Below are 15,137 nucleotides of genomic sequence, written 5' to 3'. Positions count from 1 at the left end.
ATTTTATAGCCGAACACGCTCTTTTTGCCTTTCCGGCCCCAGCGAGCATCGCGATCCGCAGATGGTTTGGGTGGCGTATCCTCGCCATCCTTGCGTGCCTTGCGGGGCGGAGTGGCTCGTGCCGCGATTAACGAGGCGTCGACCAGCGTTCCCTGCTTGAGGATCAGCTTCTTGGCCTCCAACTGCCGATTGATCTCAGTGAAGATCTTCTCGATCAGACCGTCCTTGGCGAGTTCCTGCCGAAACCGCCACAATGTCGTGTGATCCGGGGTCTGATCGTGCAGGCTCAGACCAACAAAGCGGCGGAACGACAACCGGTCTGCAATGGCCGCTTCCAGCGCGGGATCAGACAGATTGTGCCAGATCCCGGCGAGCAAGCAGCGAAGCAAGACTTCCGCCGGATAGCTGCTGTTGCCGGCACCATCGCCGCCCCGCTTGCCAAGCAGCGAGCGCAGCGGCGCCCAATCCACAACAGCCTCCACCTCATCCAGGATGCTGCTTCGCGGTGCCCGAACCAGGCCATCCGCCAAGCTCATCTGACCGACATTGCGCTCAACCATGGCTCCCCTCGCTAGAATCAGCCATGATTCAAAGAATCACGTGCAGCCGATTGTGCAAAGCCCTCACAAGGGGAGAGGGTAAGAACCGCGTCCGGGACACGAGAGTTGGCTACAACCCCGCCTTCGCGATCGCATCCGCAAACGAGCGGTCGACCACCTCCGTCGCATCGAGCTTCTGCTTGATCAAGCCCCAGCGGAAATAGAGATCGATCGTGCTCTGCTCGTCCGCGACCACGCCGTCGTCGATCGGAGCGATCCGGATCTTTGCGCGCGACAGCCAGTTCTGCGGGACGGCTGTCGGGATGTTCATCAGCTTGCCCCAGGTCTCGGCATAGCCATTCACGTTCGTCAGCGACCATGCGCGTGCCACCGTGAGGCGGCGGATGAAGTCCGTCAGCTCCGCGCGCTTGTCGCGGATCGCATCCGGCCGCGCCACCTGAAAACTCAAGCCCGGTGTCAGGCCCTCCGAGGTGATGATGCGGCGTGATTTGAACAGCACCTCCTCCTGGCTCACATAGGGCTCCCAGGTCGACCAGGCATCGACCGAGCCTTGCGTGTAGGCGATCTTGGCATCCGACGGCGCCAGGAATGCGAGCTGCACGTCGTTCGCACTCCAGCCATTCTTCTCCAGCGCTGCGAGGATCAACTGATGGCCGATTGAACCGCGGCCGGTCGCGATCTTCTTGCCGCGCAGATCGGCGAAGCTTTTGATCGGCGAATTCTCCGGCACGAGAATGGCAAGCCCCTCGCCCGTCTGCCGGATCGCGGCAATCGCCTTCACAGGCGCTCCGGAGGCGGCAGCGAAGGTGAAGGGCGCATCGCCAACGAGCCCGGTCTCGATGGCGCCGGCGCTCAGCGCCTCCAGCAGCGGCGCGGCGGCGGGAAACTCCTTCCACTCGATCTTGTAGGGGACGTCCTTCAATACGCCCGCCGCTTCCATCACGGCCTGCGAATTGCCCTTCTGGTCGCCGACCCGGAGGGTGGTTTGCGCCGCCGCCAGCTCGAACGAGCCGAACAGCAGCGCACCGGCCAGCATGAGGCGGATCATTCCGCCGCCTCGCCGCGTGCGACCTGGCGCTCGGCAATGAGCTTGCGCGTCAGCGGGATCAGCTCACGGCCATATTCGATGGCGTCGGGAAGCGGATCGAAGCCGCGGATCAGGAAGTGGCTGACGCCGAGATCGTAATAGTCGGCGAAGACCTCGGCGACCTGCTCGGGCGTTCCGACCAGCGCGGTGGTGTTGCTGTTGGCGCCGGTGAGCTTTGCGATCTCGGTCCACAGCCGCTTGTCGATGCGCGTGCCCTGGTCGGCCAGCGCCAGCAACCGCTTGGCGCCGTCGGTCGCGTGATTGGGCCGGCGATAGCCGGTCTGGTCCTGGAGCGCGGTGGCCTGCTCCAGAATCGTCTCGGCCTTCTGCCAGGCCTTCTCCTCGGTGTCGGCAAGGATCGGCCGCACCGACAGGCTGAAGCGCGGGCTTGGCCGCCCGTGCTTCGCGGCCGCCGCACGCACGCGCGCGGTGACGTCGCGCACCTGGGCGTAGGATTCGCCCCACAGCGCAAACGTGTCGGCATGCTTGCCCGAGACCTCGATTGCGGCATCGGAGCCGCCGCCGACGAAGGTGTAGATGCCCCCCTTCTGGAGCGGCTTCACCTGCGAGAAGCCGTTCTCGACGTTGTAGTACTTGCCGCTGTAGTTGAACGGCTTCTCGCTGGTCCATTCCAGCCGCACCACATCGAGGAATTCGCTGGTTCGGGCGTAACGCTCGTCCTTGTCGTCGAGCGTGTTGCCATCCTGGCGCAGCTCGATCGCATTGCCACCGGTGATGACGTGCAGCGAGACGCGGCCGCCATAGAATTGGTCAAGCGTGGCAAGCTGACGTGCCAGCAGCGTCGGCGCGGTAAAGCCCGGGCGCTGCGCGATCATCACCTTGAGCTTCTTGGTGATGGTCAGCACATGCTGGGCGACCTGGAGCGCATCCGGCGTGGTCGAATGGAACGCCAGCAGCGCACGGTCGAAACCGGCAAGCTCGTGCGCCTTCGCGACCGTCTCGATATAGGCCGGATCGAGCACCGGACCCTGGCGCACGATAGTCTCTGAAGCGTTGCTGTTCGCGATAAAGCCGATGAACTCGACCGACATGATCGTCTCCCTGATTGTTTGGCGAAAACCTAAAGGCCCAATGCGGCACGGCCGAGGCCGATACGGGTGGAATCGTCCTGCGGCGTGTGCACGCGGCCGCACAGAACGTCGCGATAGTGCCGCTCCAGCGGATTGGTGCGGCTGAGGCCGTGATTGCCGGTGAGCGACAGTGCGTCCTCGACCACGGCAACGGCATTGTTGGTCACGGTCAGCTTGACGGCATTGGATTCGCCCGTGGACAGTTCGACACCATCGTCGAAATCGCCAGCGAAGGAATCAAGCAACCGCGCACTGACTGCGAGACGGGCCTCGATGGCGCCAAGAATCTCCTGCGCGCGCGGCAAGGTCGCGAGCGGCGCGCCGAGGCTGGCGGGAACGCGCTGCTTCAGGAAGGTGACCAGCCAGTCGCGCGCAGCTCGCGCGACACCGTCATAGATCGCCGCAACGAAAACCGTGTGGACGGTCGCCTGTGTAACGTCGCGTGCACTCCAATCCGCGGGCTTGCGAACATCCACCTCGGCGTCGAGCGGGATGACGACGTCGTCGAAGATGACGTCATGACTGCCGCTGGCGCGCAGGCCGTGATGGTCCCAGGTCTCGACGATGCGCGTGCCCGGCAGGACCGCCGGCACCAGGAACTGGCCGACCCGCGGCTCAGCCTCGTCGGTCCGCGCCCAGACCAGATACCATTTCAGGATCGGCGAGCCCGTCGAATAGATCTTGTGGCCGGTCAGGCGCCAGCCGGTCTCGGTGCGCCGCGCGATCGTCGCCGGCAGGCCGCCGCGCGCGGGCGAGCCGAGCTCAGGCTCGACGCGCAGCGCGTTGACGAGGGCAAGGCCCTCGACCGTCTCGCGCGCAAGCTTGCGTGACAGACGTAGCGGCCAGGTCGGGCTCCGCCCCATCACCAGATGGTTGATGTAGTGCATCGACAGCACCAGCGCGGTCGACGGATCAGCCTTACCAATGATGCCGAGGACGCGCGCGGTATATCTTGCGTCGGCGCCTGCTCCCCCATGGGCCGCCGGCACCGTCAGCGACAGCAGGCTTGCTTCCGAGAGCTCCCGAAAATTCTCGAAGGGGAAGCTGCCGGAGCGGTCGTGTTCCGCTGCGCGCGCAGCGAAGGTTTCCGCCAGCGCCTCGGCGCGCGCGATGTAGTCGGGTTCGCTATGGGCTGTGCGCCCTTTGGCTATGGACGTTACCATGTGACATCTAATCCCAGAAGGCCGAGGATCTGGCGGCGCAGATCCGCAAGATATGGATCGCCGCGATGGCGCGGATAGGGCCGATCGACACGGATGTCGGCCTTGACCCGTGCCGGGCGGTCGCTGAAGACAATGACGCGGTTGGCGAGCACGAGCGCCTCCTCGGCATCATGCGTCACCAGCAACGTGGTAAAGCCCTTGCGCTGCCACAGCGAGACGAGCTCGGCCTGCATGGTGATGCGGGTGAGCGAGTCGAGCTTGCCGAGCGGCTCGTCAAGGATCAGGATTTTGGGATCATTGACCAGCGCGCGGGCCAGCGCGACGCGCTGCGCCATGCCGCCGGAAAGCTGGTGCGGATAGGCATTGCGGAAATCCGCCAGCCCGACGAGGTCCAGCGCGGCATCGACGCGGTGACGCTGGCTCTTCAAAATGCCCTGAGCTTCCAGCCCCAGCGCGACGTTGTCCCAGACCGAGCGCCAGGGAAACAGCGTCGGATCCTGGAACACGACGACGCGCGAAGGATGCGGACTTTTGATGCGGACCTCGTCCTCGCGCAGTGCTCCCGCCCTGGGTTTGTCGAGACCTGCGACGAGCCGCAGCAACGTCGACTTGCCGCAGCCGGAAGGGCCGAGCAGCGCGACGAATTCGCCGGGCTCGACCGAGATGCTGACGTCGCTGAGCACCGGCAGCTCGGCGCCGTCGATGTCGAAGGCGTGGCTCACCTGCTCGATGTCGAGCGCGGCGCCGGCGGCCGAATGCGTGACGGCTTCGGCGAGAGCTGCTTCTACCATTTCACGGTCCCCTTCTGCCAGACCAGCAGGCGGTCGCGGATCGCGAACAGCAGCGTGATCGCGCCGGAGCAGAGCAGCGACATCACGATCAGCGCCGCATACATGTTGGCGTAGGCGGCCCAGCCCTGCGCCCATTGCAGGTACCAGCCGAGCCCAGCCTTGACGCCGATCATTTCGGCAACGACGAGCACAGCGAAGGACGAGCCGAGGCCCATGAACAGGCCGACGAAGACATGCGGCAGTGCGGCGGGGATCGCGACCTTCAGCACCAGGAAGGAGGGCTTTGCACCCAGGGTGCGCGCGACGTCGTAATAGGCGCTGCTGACGCTCGCTACGCCCGACCAGGTCAGCACCGTGACAGGAAAACCGGTCGCGAGTGCGATCAGGAAGGTCGAGGCGCTCCAGCTCGACGGAAACGTGAAGAAAGCGATCGGCAGCCAGGCGGTCGCCGGCAGCGGGCCGATGAAGCGCAGCACTGGATGCACCCAATAGCCGACCGCGCGCGACCAGCCGATCGAGACGCCGGTCAAAAAGCCGACCGCAGCGCCGATGAGATAACCGCCGAGCTGAAGCTTGACCGAGGCAAAGACGCTGTCGAGCAGCTTTGGCAGATCGTCGGTATAGACCTCGATGATCGACTGTGGCGGCGGAAAGAATGGCAGCGGCAGCCAGGCGAACTTTGCGGTCGCGAGCTCCCACAGCGTCAGGAAGGCGCCGAGCGCGACGAGCCAGGCTGCGCGCTGGCGCAAGGCACGGCCTGCCGATCCCAGATAATCGGCGCCGACGGTTCCGAACAGGGCGACCGCAGCAACGATGAAGGCGGCAATACCGAGCGAATGCGTGCGCGACCAGTCGCCGACATCCTCCCACAGCAGACACGACAGGCCGAAGGCGATCCAGGCGATGCTCGCGGCAACGCCCGCGCCGGACTCTCGCACCCACGCAAGCAAGGGCGCGCGCGAGACCCGCGGCGCGCCCGACGCGAGGCCGTCAGACAGCGAATACGTCGACATAGATGCGCTCCGCGAATTTGGCGGTATCGGTGCTCTGCTTGAAAACCTGAACGCTCTTCAGATCATCGGCATAGGCCTTGAGCTCGCGCTTCAGCACCTCGCCCGTGGGATGATGGTGGTGCGTGTGATAGCGCACCATGCCTTCGATATCGGCAAGCGATGCCGCTTTCGGCGCGTAGGGCTGGAACGATTTTGCCGCCACCGCCGGGTTCTGCGAGGTGAACATCGCAGCGTCGAGCAGCGCCTGCGTGAGAGCGCGCGCGACCTGCGGCTCCTCGCGCACCAGGCTGCCACGGAGACCCACGATGCAGCAGCTCTTGTCGCGGTAGTCTCCGTCGAGGTTGGAGGCGACCTCCTTGTACTGGGCATCCTTCAGCCAGAGATAGGCCAGTGGATCGGACGACAGGAAGGCCTGCACCTCGCCCTTCTGGACCGCGACATCGAGCAAATTGCCGGGATAGGCGCGCCAGTCGACATCCTTGTTCGGATCGATGCCGAGTTTCGCCAATTGGATCGAGAAGAAGTTCTTGTCGGGACCGGCGAGGTCGCCGACCGCGACGATCTTGCCCTTGAGATCGGCAAGCTTGCTCACGCCGGAATCAGCGCGCGACAGCACGCGCATGCAGCCGCCATGGGTGCCGGCAGCGATCTTGACGTCAAAGCCCTGCTCCAGCGGCTTCAACCAGCGCAGCGCCATGCCGAGCCCGGCGTCGCTTTTTCCCGTCGCGATCGCCTCGAGCAACTGGTCGGTCGAGCCGGAGTAGTTGACGAGCTCGACGTCGAGATTCTGCTTCTGGAAGAAGCTGTGCTCGATGGCGACCGGCAGCGGCGCGAGGCAGACCGCGCCAGCGTTCCACGACAATTTCAGCTTGCGCGGCGCACCGGTAAGCGCGGGGGCATCGGAGGCCGTCTGGCACAGCGGGAATTCCGAGAGATCGATGCCGGGCGCGACCGCGCGAGGCGCAAAAGCCTGCGCGCCCAATGCGCCGAGCGGCGCGGCGAAGGCCGCCGCAAGCCCGGCCTGGAGCAGATGGCGCCGGTCGAGGCGGGATCCGCCGTGCTTGTTGTCGTTGCTCATCGGTCCCTGCTCCTGCGCTGGCACAGCTTCGCTGTCTGCGCAACGCCCCGCGTTGCGCATGTTCCGTGCGGAGCTGCGGTGAGAGAAAAATCTTGCTGTCGGCGATCACGCGCCGCTTGATGCGATGCGCAAATCATGCGGCGCGCTGGCCGCATCGTCAATGAAATGGAATTTCGAATGTGATGCGCGGCGAAGTCATTCTCTCCACCGGTACGCTCGGGAACGATGAAACGATTTTCGCCGCCGCTTTGGCTGGTTCTCCCAGCCACGACTCCGTCACCTGCACTATTTTCGCGCAATTTCGCGCGCGTGCACGGCACGTTCTCGAAAGTGGCCATTCGTTGAAACGTCCTTGCTCGTCGTGCGCGCAATACGGATGGCCATTTCATTGACTGCGCATCGCGCACTCATAGACTTGATCATCCAGCTGCATCGTTCGCTCACGCACCGTGAGCAACGCAACATGACGGATCATATGAGCATCAACTCCCACGACTATCCCATCACACGCAGGCTTGCGGTCTCGCTCTTCGCCGCGGCCGTGACCTTGTCGACAGCGGCCGCATCGTTCGCGGCCGACACGGTCGTGCTGCGCGTCGGCGACCAGAAGGGTGGCAACCGCTCGCTGCTCGATATCTCAGGTTATGCGAAGGACCTGCCCTACAAGATCGAATGGTCGGAATTCCCCGCCGCAGCGCCCATCCTGGAAGCGCTCAACGCCGGTGCGCTCGACGTCGGCTATACCGGCGATCTCTCCTTCCTGTCGGTCTACGCGGCCGGTGCGCCGATCAAGGCGATCGGCGGCACCAAGTCGGATGCGAAGACGCAGGCGATCCTGGTGCGCCAGGATTCGCCGATCAAATCTGCCGCCGACCTCAAGGGAAAACGTCTCGCCGGCACCCGCGGCGGCTGGGGTCAGTTCCTGATCGATGCGACGCTTGAGAAAGCGCAGATCAAGCTGGAGGATGCGACCTTTGCGCCGCTGGGTCCGGTCGACGCCAAGATCGCGCTGGTCGCCGGCTCGATCGACGCGTGGGCGGTGTGGGAGCCCTACGTCTCGTTCGCGACTTTGAAAGACAAGGCGCGGGTCATCGCCGATGGCGAGGGCCTGACGCCGACCATCACCTTCATCGTCGCCTCCGACAATGCCATCGCCACCAAGCGCGCGGCGGTGCAGGACCTGTTGCAGCGGCTGAACAAGGCGCGGCTCTGGTCGCTGGATCATCTCGGCGAATACGCCAAGAGCACGGCCGAGCTGACCAAGCTGCCCGAGGACGTGTTGCTGTCGGCCTACACGGCACAGCGCACCAGCCCGATCGTGATCGATGAGAACGTGGTGAAGGAAGTCCAGGAGGCCTCGGACCGCTCGACGCGCTACGGCATCCTGACGAAGAAGCTCGACGTCAGCCAGGCCGTGGACCGCAGTTTCACCGCCGCGGCGGCCGGATCGAACTAAACGGAGGCGGCGAGATGAGCGGGCTCCGTCTCAAGGCCGGCCCGCTGCATCTCGCTGCGATCGTGCTCGCGCATTTCGCCTGCATGAGCCTGATCGTCTGGCTATCTCTCTAGTCGGTTGCCGCCGATCTCAGGCATCGAAACCGGTATCCGTGTGCTCGTCCACACTCACACCCCTTCGCAATCCATTGATCCTGATCAATGGTCTGCCATGGGAAGCGTGAGCCGATGACCTCTCACTCTGAAGACGGGAGGTTAAAATGAAACATTGCAGGCCCGGAATGCTGATACTGGCCGCGTTGGTTGCCGCTCTTGGGCTATCAGGCTCATTTGAACGCTCATCCACCGACGGCCTCTCGCTGTCGATCAGCAGCGCAGAAGCCAGGGTCGGACGGCCCTTGACACCCGTCAGCGTGGCCGGCGTTGCGCGGCGCACCACGCGGCGCGCCGTTGTCGGTGGCGCGGCCGTCGGTGCGGCGGCTGTGGGCACATGCGCTCGCGTCTACGTCAACGGAGCCTATGTCTGTCGGTGACGAACCAGCGGGCTTGCCGGACAGCCGGCAAGCCCGAAAGTCTCGAATTTGCGTGCAGCGCACAAGACGCCCGGATCTGCCTTAATTGTGATCAGCCGGCGATGCCTCCACTACGCCGATGTGACACCGGTACGACGGCGCCAGAGGGCTGAGCGCGGCGGCAAAGCGTTAAGCTTCCTGCGCGTTCGCAACCAACAAGCATCTTCCCGATTTACCATTGGTACCGTTACTATCGGTTCCAATGATGCGCGGCCGAAAGGCTTTTCGCGAAAGCCGCTTTTCGCGAAAGTCTTGGCATGTGCCAAAGTGTGGGAGGATGACATGAGTGCCGCCGGAAATGAGCCGCTTGCCCGCCAGGCGCTGGCGTTCGTCCTCGCCGGCGGACGCGGCAGCCGGCTGCTGGAGCTGACCGACCGGCGCGCCAAGCCAGCGGTCTATTTCGGCGGCAAATCCCGCATCATCGATTTCGCACTGTCGAACGCGGTGAACTCCGGCATCCGACGCATCGCGGTCGCGACCCAGTACAAGGCGCACAGCCTGATCCGGCATCTTCAGATGGGTTGGAACTTCTTCCGCCCCGAGCGCAACGAGAGTTTTGACATCCTGCCCGCGAGCCAGCGCGTGTCGGAGAGCATGTGGTATGTCGGCACGGCGGATGCGATCTACCAGAACATCGACATCATCGAGTCGCACAACGCCCGCTTCATCGTGGTGCTCGCCGGCGACCACATCTACAAGATGGATTACGAGGTGATGCTGCGGCAGCATGTCGACAGCGGCGCCGACGTCACGGTCGGCTGCCTGGAAATGCCGCGCGCGGAATCGTCCGGCTTCGGCATCATGCATATCGACGAGAACGGCTGGATCCAGGAGTTCCTGGAAAAGCCGGCCGATCCGCCGCCGATGCCGGGCAAGCCGGACGTCTCGCTCGCCAGCATGGGTATCTACGTGTTCGACACGAAATTCCTGTTCGACCAGCTCAAGCGCGACGCCGAGGACCCGCACTCCAATCACGATTTTGGTAAGGACATCATTCCCTACATCGTCAAGAACGGCCGCGCCATCGCGCATCAGTTCTCGACCTCCTGCGTGCGGACCGGTACCGAACCGCGCTCCTACTGGCGCGATGTCGGAACGGTCGATGCGTATTGGGCCGCCAACATCGACCTCACCGACGTGGTGCCGGAGCTCGATTTGTTCGACCGCGCCTGGCCGATCTGGTCTTATTCCGAGATCACGCCGCCCGCGAAATTCGTCCATGACGAGGAGAGCCGGCGCGGTTACGCCGTGAGCTCGCTGGTCTCGGGCGGCTGCATCATCTCGGGTGCCTCGCTGCGCCGTTCGCTGCTGTTCACCGGCGTGCGCATCAACTCCTACGCCAGTGTCGAGAACGCCGTGATCATGCCCTACGTGAACGTCGGGCGCGGCGCCCGGCTGAAGAATGTCGTAATCGACCGCGGCATCGAAATCCCCGAGGGGCTTGTCGTTGGTGAGGATCCCGAGCTCGACGCCAAACGCTTCCGCACCACCGAGCAGGGAATCTCGCTCATCACCCAGCCGATGATCGACAGGCTGAATACATGACGCCTGTTCGCGTCCTCGCGGTCGCTTCCGAAGTCTATCCCATTATCAAGACCGGCGGCCTTGCGGATGTCGCCGGCGCGCTGCCGATTGCGCTGAAGGCGCATGGGGTCGAGATGCGCACGCTGATGCCGGGCTATCCCGACGTGATGCGGCTGCTCTCAGGCGCGGAGGAGATCCGGCGCTGGCCGGATTATTTCGGTGGCCCGGGCCGCCTGCTCGCGGGCGCGCGCGACGGGCTCGATCTGTTCGTCCTGGACGTGCCGCATCTCTACGAGCGACCCGGCAACCCCTACGTCACCGCTGATGGCGTCGACTGGCCCGACAATGGCGTGCGCTTCGCAGCGCTGTCGCGCATCGCCGCCGATATCGGCCACGGCCTTGTCCCCGCCTTCGTGCCCGATGTCGTGCACGCTCATGATTGGCAGGCGGGGCTCGCGCCGGCCTATCTGCACTATGACAACCGCCCGCGACCCGGCACCGTGATGACCATTCACAACATGGCCTATCAGGGCAAGTTTTCGCGCGAGCTGGTCGGTTCGATCGGCCTGCCCTGGGACTCCTTCAACGTCGATGGCGTCGAATATTTCGGCGGCATCAGCTTCCTGAAAGCCGGGCTGCAACTCGCCGATCGCATCACCACGGTATCACCGACCTATGCGCGGGAGATCCAGAGCGACGAGGGTGGCATGGGGTTCGGTGGCCTCCTGCGCGAGCGCGCAAGCGTGCTGAGCGGCATCCTCAACGGCATCGACATCTCGGTCTGGAATCCGCACACCGATCCGCACATCGCCTATCGCTTCAGCGCCGAGGAGCTGCCATTCCGTTCGGCCAACAAGGCAGCGCTGCAACAACGGCTCGGCCTCGATCCGCGACCGGATGCGCTCCTGCTCGGCGTCATCAGCCGTCTGTCGTGGCAGAAGGGGCTCGATCTCCTGCTCAAGGCGATGCCCACCATCCTCGGCGATGGAATGCAACTGGCCCTGCTCGGCAGTGGCGATGCTGAGTTACAGGATCGCTACCAGGGGACCGCACGCGGGCATCCGGGCCGGATCGCGGCCGTGATCGGCTATGACGAGGCGCTCGCGCATCTGATTCAGGCCGGCTCCGATGCGCTTCTGGTGCCGTCGCGGTTCGAGCCGTGCGGCCTGACCCAGCTCTGCGCGCTGCGCTATGGCGCTGTGCCGATCGTGTCGCGCGTCGGGGGTCTCGCGGATACCGTTACCGACGCCGCGACGGGCTTCACGTTCGGACCGGTCACATCCGAAAATCTCTCGGCGGCGCTGGCACGCGCGAGCTTGGCCTTCCATGACAAGCCGGCATGGCGACAATTGCAGCTGGCTGGCCTCGCGACCGACGTCTCCTGGCGCAACCGGGCGGGCGAGTACGCCACGCTCTATCGCGACCTCGTGGCATCCCGCCGCACGGCGTGACCACCATAGAATCCATGCTATTGAGCCCGCATGGAACCCTTCGCGATCAAGCTGATCGGCTTTGCAGCCGCCACCTGCACCACCGTCGCTTATGCGCCGCAAGTCATCAAAGTCTGGAAGACCCGCTCGGCGCGCGACATTTCGCTCGGCATGTTCCTGATCATGGTGCTGGGCCTGGCGCTCTGGCTCATCTACGGCCTGCTTTCAGGTGATGCGCCTCTCGTCGCCGCCAACGCCGTCACCATGCTGCTCGCCGGCGGCATTCTGGTGATGAAGCTGCGATACGGCTGAGACTCTTCACCCAAACACGTACGACGCCATCGCGACGCTTGCGACCTCATCGACGAAAACGCGTGTGCCGACATCGCTGCCGGCAGCACCGGCCGCCACCATCAGCGGCAGCAGATGGTCCTCGCGCGGATGGGCGAGACGCGCGCTCGGCGCGTTCTGCCAATCGACAAGCATCGCGTTGCGGCGCGCCGCATCCGGCGCACCGATGGCATCGTTCAGATAGGCCTCGAAATCATACGAGACCGGCTTGGACTCGGCGCGCCCGAAACCGCGCATATTGTGATAGGTGAGCCCGCTGCCGACGATCAAAATGCCTTCATCGCGCAGCGAGGCGACCGCCTGCCCGACCCGAATGTGCTCGGCCGCATCATAAGTCGACTTCAGCGACAACAGCACGATCGGCATGTCGGCATTCGGATACATCAGGCCGAGCGGCACGAAGGTGCCGTGATCAAAGCCCTGGTTGGGATCTTCCCGACAATCGAAGCCTGCGCGCGTGAGCAACGCCTTCACCTCGGCGGCGAGCTCGGGCTTTCCCGGCGCCGGATATTTGAGGTGATAGGTGTGCTCGGGGAAACCGTAATAGTCGTACACCATCGGCGGATGCGCCGAGGTCGACACGGTGAATGCCTCGGCCTCCCAGTGGCCGGTGATGACGAGCACCGCCTTCGGCTTCTCGGTGAGAAGCTGCGGCAGCCGGCCGAACTCCGCGGCGGTCTTGGCATATTGCACCCGCCTGTCCTCCATGAACGGCCAGGCGCCACCGCCGTGGGACAGGAAGAAGGTCGGTAATCGCGTCATGGATGTCGGCTCGCCGGTTTCGCAACATGCGCGTGTAACAGTCGCGCAATCGGTGGCGAGCATAGGCAAACCCGTATGGTTAGCAAGTCGTTAACGATTTGCCTCCCACAATCAAGCGTGGCCGAAGGAATCGGCCAGAAGACAAGCGAGTCGTTGAGATGAAGAAGTTTGCGCTGGGGGACGTCGTCAACAGTGACAAGGGCCGCCGCGGCGTCGTTCGTGCCGCCTACAGGTCGAAAGAAGGCCTGCAGTTCTATGCCGTCGAGAAGGACGGCGCGATGGACTATCTGGAGGAAGACCGGCTGAGCCCGGCGCCCCGCGTCGAACTCGCGGCTTAAATCCAACTCATTTTTTGCTCTCACGCGCGAGCCGGTCCAGACGCTCTACCCAAGGGTCGTCGCCACTCGTGATGTGATCATTCGCGATCAGCAACAGGCGGTCGCGGTCTGCGGCCGCGTCCCAATGCGGCAACTCGGCGCCGTTGGGATCGCCGCTCCTGGCAAAGTTGATCCAATAGGCACGCAAGCGGTTTGCGACCTCGCGATCCCGCCGCGAGAAGATGCCCGCACCGGGCACGCCTTCCACACCGAAGATGAATTGCAACTCCCGCCCGTCCCCCCCGTCGGGATTGCCGCGCCGGGCTTCCGGCACATAGGCAAAGCGATAGCGGAAGGTCGGCGCGCCGGTTGCGGCATGAAGCCGGGCCAGCAATCGCGCCGGCTCGGAGAAGACCTTGTCCGTGTAGAAACTGGCCGCGAGGTCTGACAGCCTTGCGGCGTCGGGATAGAGCCTGCGCAGCTCGTCGATGCTCTCGCCTGAGGACGACAGCTCGTTCTTGATCTCCAACTCGCCGTCAAAGCGTGTCTCATCGTCATTCGAGCCGATGATCATGGGAATGCGGCTCTCGTGTCCTGCGGCAAATCCCGCAGCGATGTCTTCCGTCACCAGGCTTCCATCTACCGCCGGCGCAAAACTGCGCGGCCCTTTTTCCAGTAGACGTTGTTCAGCGGCAAGCAGCCGCGCCGGTTCGGCTGCGCGCAAATCTGCCCCCTGACCGAACGCTGCGACGAACTGCCGACCCGCGGCGTCTGCCTCTTGTGACGGAGGCAGGCGCGCCCGACCAGGCACCGATTGCAGAATGGCCTTCTGAAACAGATCGCGCGATTGCGCGCACAGCATCAACAGCGCGATCGAAGTCGCGCCAGCGCCATTGCCGAACAGGGTGACGTTGTTGGGGTCGCCGCCGAAGGCCGCGATGTTGTCGTGCACCCAATGCAGGGCCGCGATCTGGTCCATCAGGCCGTAATTGCCGGAGCCGCCTTCCGACAGTGCGGGATGCGTGAGCCAGCCGAACGCGCCCAGGCGATAATTCATCGTCACAACGATGAGGCCGGCCTGCGCGAGCTTTGCACCGTCGAACAGCGGATCGTTCGCAGTGCCCGTGACGAAATCGCCGCCGTGGATGAACACCATCACCGGCAACGGGCCGTCGACGCCGAACGGACGAAACACGTTGAGCGTCAGGCAGTCCTCGCTCGCGCCCCGCAGCGATGGCTGGAGGCACGGCGCACCGTAGTCGTAGACGGTGCGCATCTCCGAACTCTCGGGCATCGCCTGCGGCGGACGCCAGCGGAGTGCGCCGACCGGCGGCGCCGCATAGGCAAGCCCTTTGAAGGAGGCCACCTCGCCTTCGACGGCGCCGAGCATCTGGCCCTCGCGCGTCAAGGCGAACGGGAACTGGCCGACCGGTTGGGCCACGGCCACATCGGCGCAGCAAAGGACGACGGAAACCGCAATAAGCGCAAGCAGGGATCGCATCTTCGGGGATCTCGATGCGCGGAAAGGTTCCCCGGGAGGTTACGTCTGCGGCCAGCGGCGAAGCAAGCTTCCCGATTGCGGACCTAGCCGCCCTTGGCAATAATCTCCGCCAGCGCGTGCCGCGCGATGATGCCGAGTTCTCCGAGCGTGGAATGGCCGGATCGCGCCGCCTCGATCAGGCGCTCGGCGATGAACCGGCGGCTGTCGTGATCGCCGCCATGCGGCAATTGCCGGCACGTCTCCTCCAGGACGACGTCCATGTTGGCTTTGGTCCGCTCACTCAACTCTGTCATGACGCCCGGTCGGTACGCGTGGCTAGTAACCGCAAGCATACACAGACGGATCGTACATGATTAGCCCGGGCAATCACGGCCATTGTGCATCGCGATGCGTGCATTGAAGCAACCTTCGCGCGGCCACGATGACGCCGCAAACGGCTACC

At 64.4% G+C, this 15,137-nt stretch carries 16 protein-coding genes; 6 read left to right on the top strand and 10 right to left on the bottom strand.

The genetic code is table 11. The features are described from left to right. The 7 genes from UB31_RS21050 to UB31_RS21020 form a co-directional block, all read right to left on the bottom strand. Nucleotides 1-560 (bottom strand): IS5/IS1182 family transposase (locus tag UB31_RS21050; RefSeq protein ID WP_045009489.1); only part of this gene is annotated, 560 nt, incomplete at its 3' end. Nucleotides 561-669: 109 nt separating this feature from the next. Next, nucleotides 670-1,608: an ABC transporter substrate-binding protein gene (locus UB31_RS21045; RefSeq protein WP_045006267.1), complete on the bottom strand. Its 939-nt coding sequence runs from the start codon at nt 1,606-1,608 to the stop codon at nt 670-672. Then, on the bottom strand, nt 1,605-2,699 hold the full coding sequence (locus UB31_RS21040) for an LLM class flavin-dependent oxidoreductase (protein ID WP_045006266.1): 1,095 nt from the start codon (nt 2,697-2,699) through the stop codon (nt 1,605-1,607). Before UB31_RS21040 ends, UB31_RS21045 begins: the two co-directional genes overlap by 4 nt. A gap of 29 nt (nt 2,700-2,728) precedes the next feature. Beyond that, nucleotides 2,729-3,901, bottom strand: coding sequence for an acyl-CoA dehydrogenase family protein (locus UB31_RS21035; RefSeq protein ID WP_045006265.1), 1,173 nt, complete (start codon nt 3,899-3,901; stop codon nt 2,729-2,731). Further along, the gene (locus tag UB31_RS21030; RefSeq protein WP_045006264.1) at nt 3,895-4,692 is read right to left on the bottom strand and encodes an ABC transporter ATP-binding protein; all 798 of its coding nucleotides are present in this window, start codon (nt 4,690-4,692) and stop codon (nt 3,895-3,897) included. Before UB31_RS21030 ends, UB31_RS21035 begins: the two co-directional genes overlap by 7 nt. After that, the gene (locus tag UB31_RS21025; protein WP_045006263.1) at nt 4,686-5,705 is read right to left on the bottom strand and encodes an ABC transporter permease; all 1,020 of its coding nucleotides are present in this window, start codon (nt 5,703-5,705) and stop codon (nt 4,686-4,688) included. Before UB31_RS21025 ends, UB31_RS21030 begins: the two co-directional genes overlap by 7 nt. After that, nucleotides 5,683-6,783 carry an ABC transporter substrate-binding protein gene (locus tag UB31_RS21020; protein ID WP_045012243.1) on the bottom strand — a complete coding sequence of 367 codons (1,101 nt, stop codon included), beginning with the start codon at nt 6,781-6,783 and terminating at the stop codon, nt 5,683-5,685. Before UB31_RS21020 ends, UB31_RS21025 begins: the two co-directional genes overlap by 23 nt. A 475-nt stretch (nt 6,784-7,258) precedes the next feature. Here UB31_RS21020 and UB31_RS21015 point away from each other — a divergent pair, with 475 nt between their 5' ends. The 5 genes from UB31_RS21015 (at nt 7,259) to UB31_RS21000 (ending at nt 12,076) form a co-directional block, all read left to right on the top strand. Beyond that, nucleotides 7,259-8,239: an ABC transporter substrate-binding protein gene (locus UB31_RS21015; protein WP_045006300.1), complete on the top strand. Its 981-nt coding sequence runs from the start codon at nt 7,259-7,261 to the stop codon at nt 8,237-8,239. Between the two features lie 259 nt (nt 8,240-8,498). After that, nucleotides 8,499-8,771, top strand: a complete 273-nt coding sequence (locus tag UB31_RS42605; RefSeq protein ID WP_082078575.1) for a hypothetical protein — start codon at nt 8,499-8,501, stop codon at nt 8,769-8,771. Nucleotides 8,772-9,092: 321 nt separating this feature from the next. Next, nucleotides 9,093-10,355: a glucose-1-phosphate adenylyltransferase gene (glgC, locus tag UB31_RS21010; protein ID WP_045006262.1), complete on the top strand. Its 1,263-nt coding sequence runs from the start codon at nt 9,093-9,095 to the stop codon at nt 10,353-10,355. After that, nucleotides 10,352-11,785: a glycogen synthase GlgA gene (glgA, locus tag UB31_RS21005; protein ID WP_045006261.1), complete on the top strand. Its 1,434-nt coding sequence runs from the start codon at nt 10,352-10,354 to the stop codon at nt 11,783-11,785. The genes glgC and glgA overlap by 4 nt, the downstream gene beginning before the upstream one ends. Before the next feature lie 30 nt (nt 11,786-11,815). Beyond that, nucleotides 11,816-12,076, top strand: a complete 261-nt coding sequence (locus tag UB31_RS21000) for a SemiSWEET transporter (protein WP_045006260.1) — start codon at nt 11,816-11,818, stop codon at nt 12,074-12,076. 6 nt (nt 12,077-12,082) lie between these two features. On the opposite strand, the gene UB31_RS20995 is transcribed toward UB31_RS21000, so the two are convergent. After that, nucleotides 12,083-12,877: a DODA-type extradiol aromatic ring-opening family dioxygenase gene (locus UB31_RS20995; RefSeq protein ID WP_045012242.1), complete on the bottom strand. Its 795-nt coding sequence runs from the start codon at nt 12,875-12,877 to the stop codon at nt 12,083-12,085. Between the two features lie 158 nt (nt 12,878-13,035). Here UB31_RS20995 and UB31_RS20990 point away from each other — a divergent pair, with 158 nt between their 5' ends. Continuing rightward, entirely contained in the window at nt 13,036-13,215 is a 180-nt protein-coding gene (locus tag UB31_RS20990; protein WP_045006258.1) for a hypothetical protein, read from the top strand. 7 nt (nt 13,216-13,222) lie between these two features. Here UB31_RS20990 and UB31_RS20985 read toward each other — a convergent pair whose 3' ends face one another. Both UB31_RS20985 and UB31_RS20980 read right to left on the bottom strand, forming a co-directional pair. Next, entirely contained in the window at nt 13,223-14,695 is a 1,473-nt protein-coding gene (locus UB31_RS20985; RefSeq protein WP_045006257.1) for a carboxylesterase/lipase family protein, read from the bottom strand. Between the two features lie 83 nt (nt 14,696-14,778). Beyond that, nucleotides 14,779-15,027: a hypothetical protein gene (locus UB31_RS20980; protein ID WP_045006256.1), complete on the bottom strand. Its 249-nt coding sequence runs from the start codon at nt 15,025-15,027 to the stop codon at nt 14,779-14,781. Between the last annotated feature and the right edge of the window lie 110 nt (nt 15,028-15,137).

It is taken from the genome of Bradyrhizobium sp. LTSP849 (genome assembly GCF_000938255.1).
GTDB lineage: Bacteria > Pseudomonadota > Alphaproteobacteria > Rhizobiales > Xanthobacteraceae > Bradyrhizobium.
The sequence above is the reverse complement of the archived record's forward strand: the minus strand, read 5'-3'. Positions and strand labels throughout refer to the sequence as shown.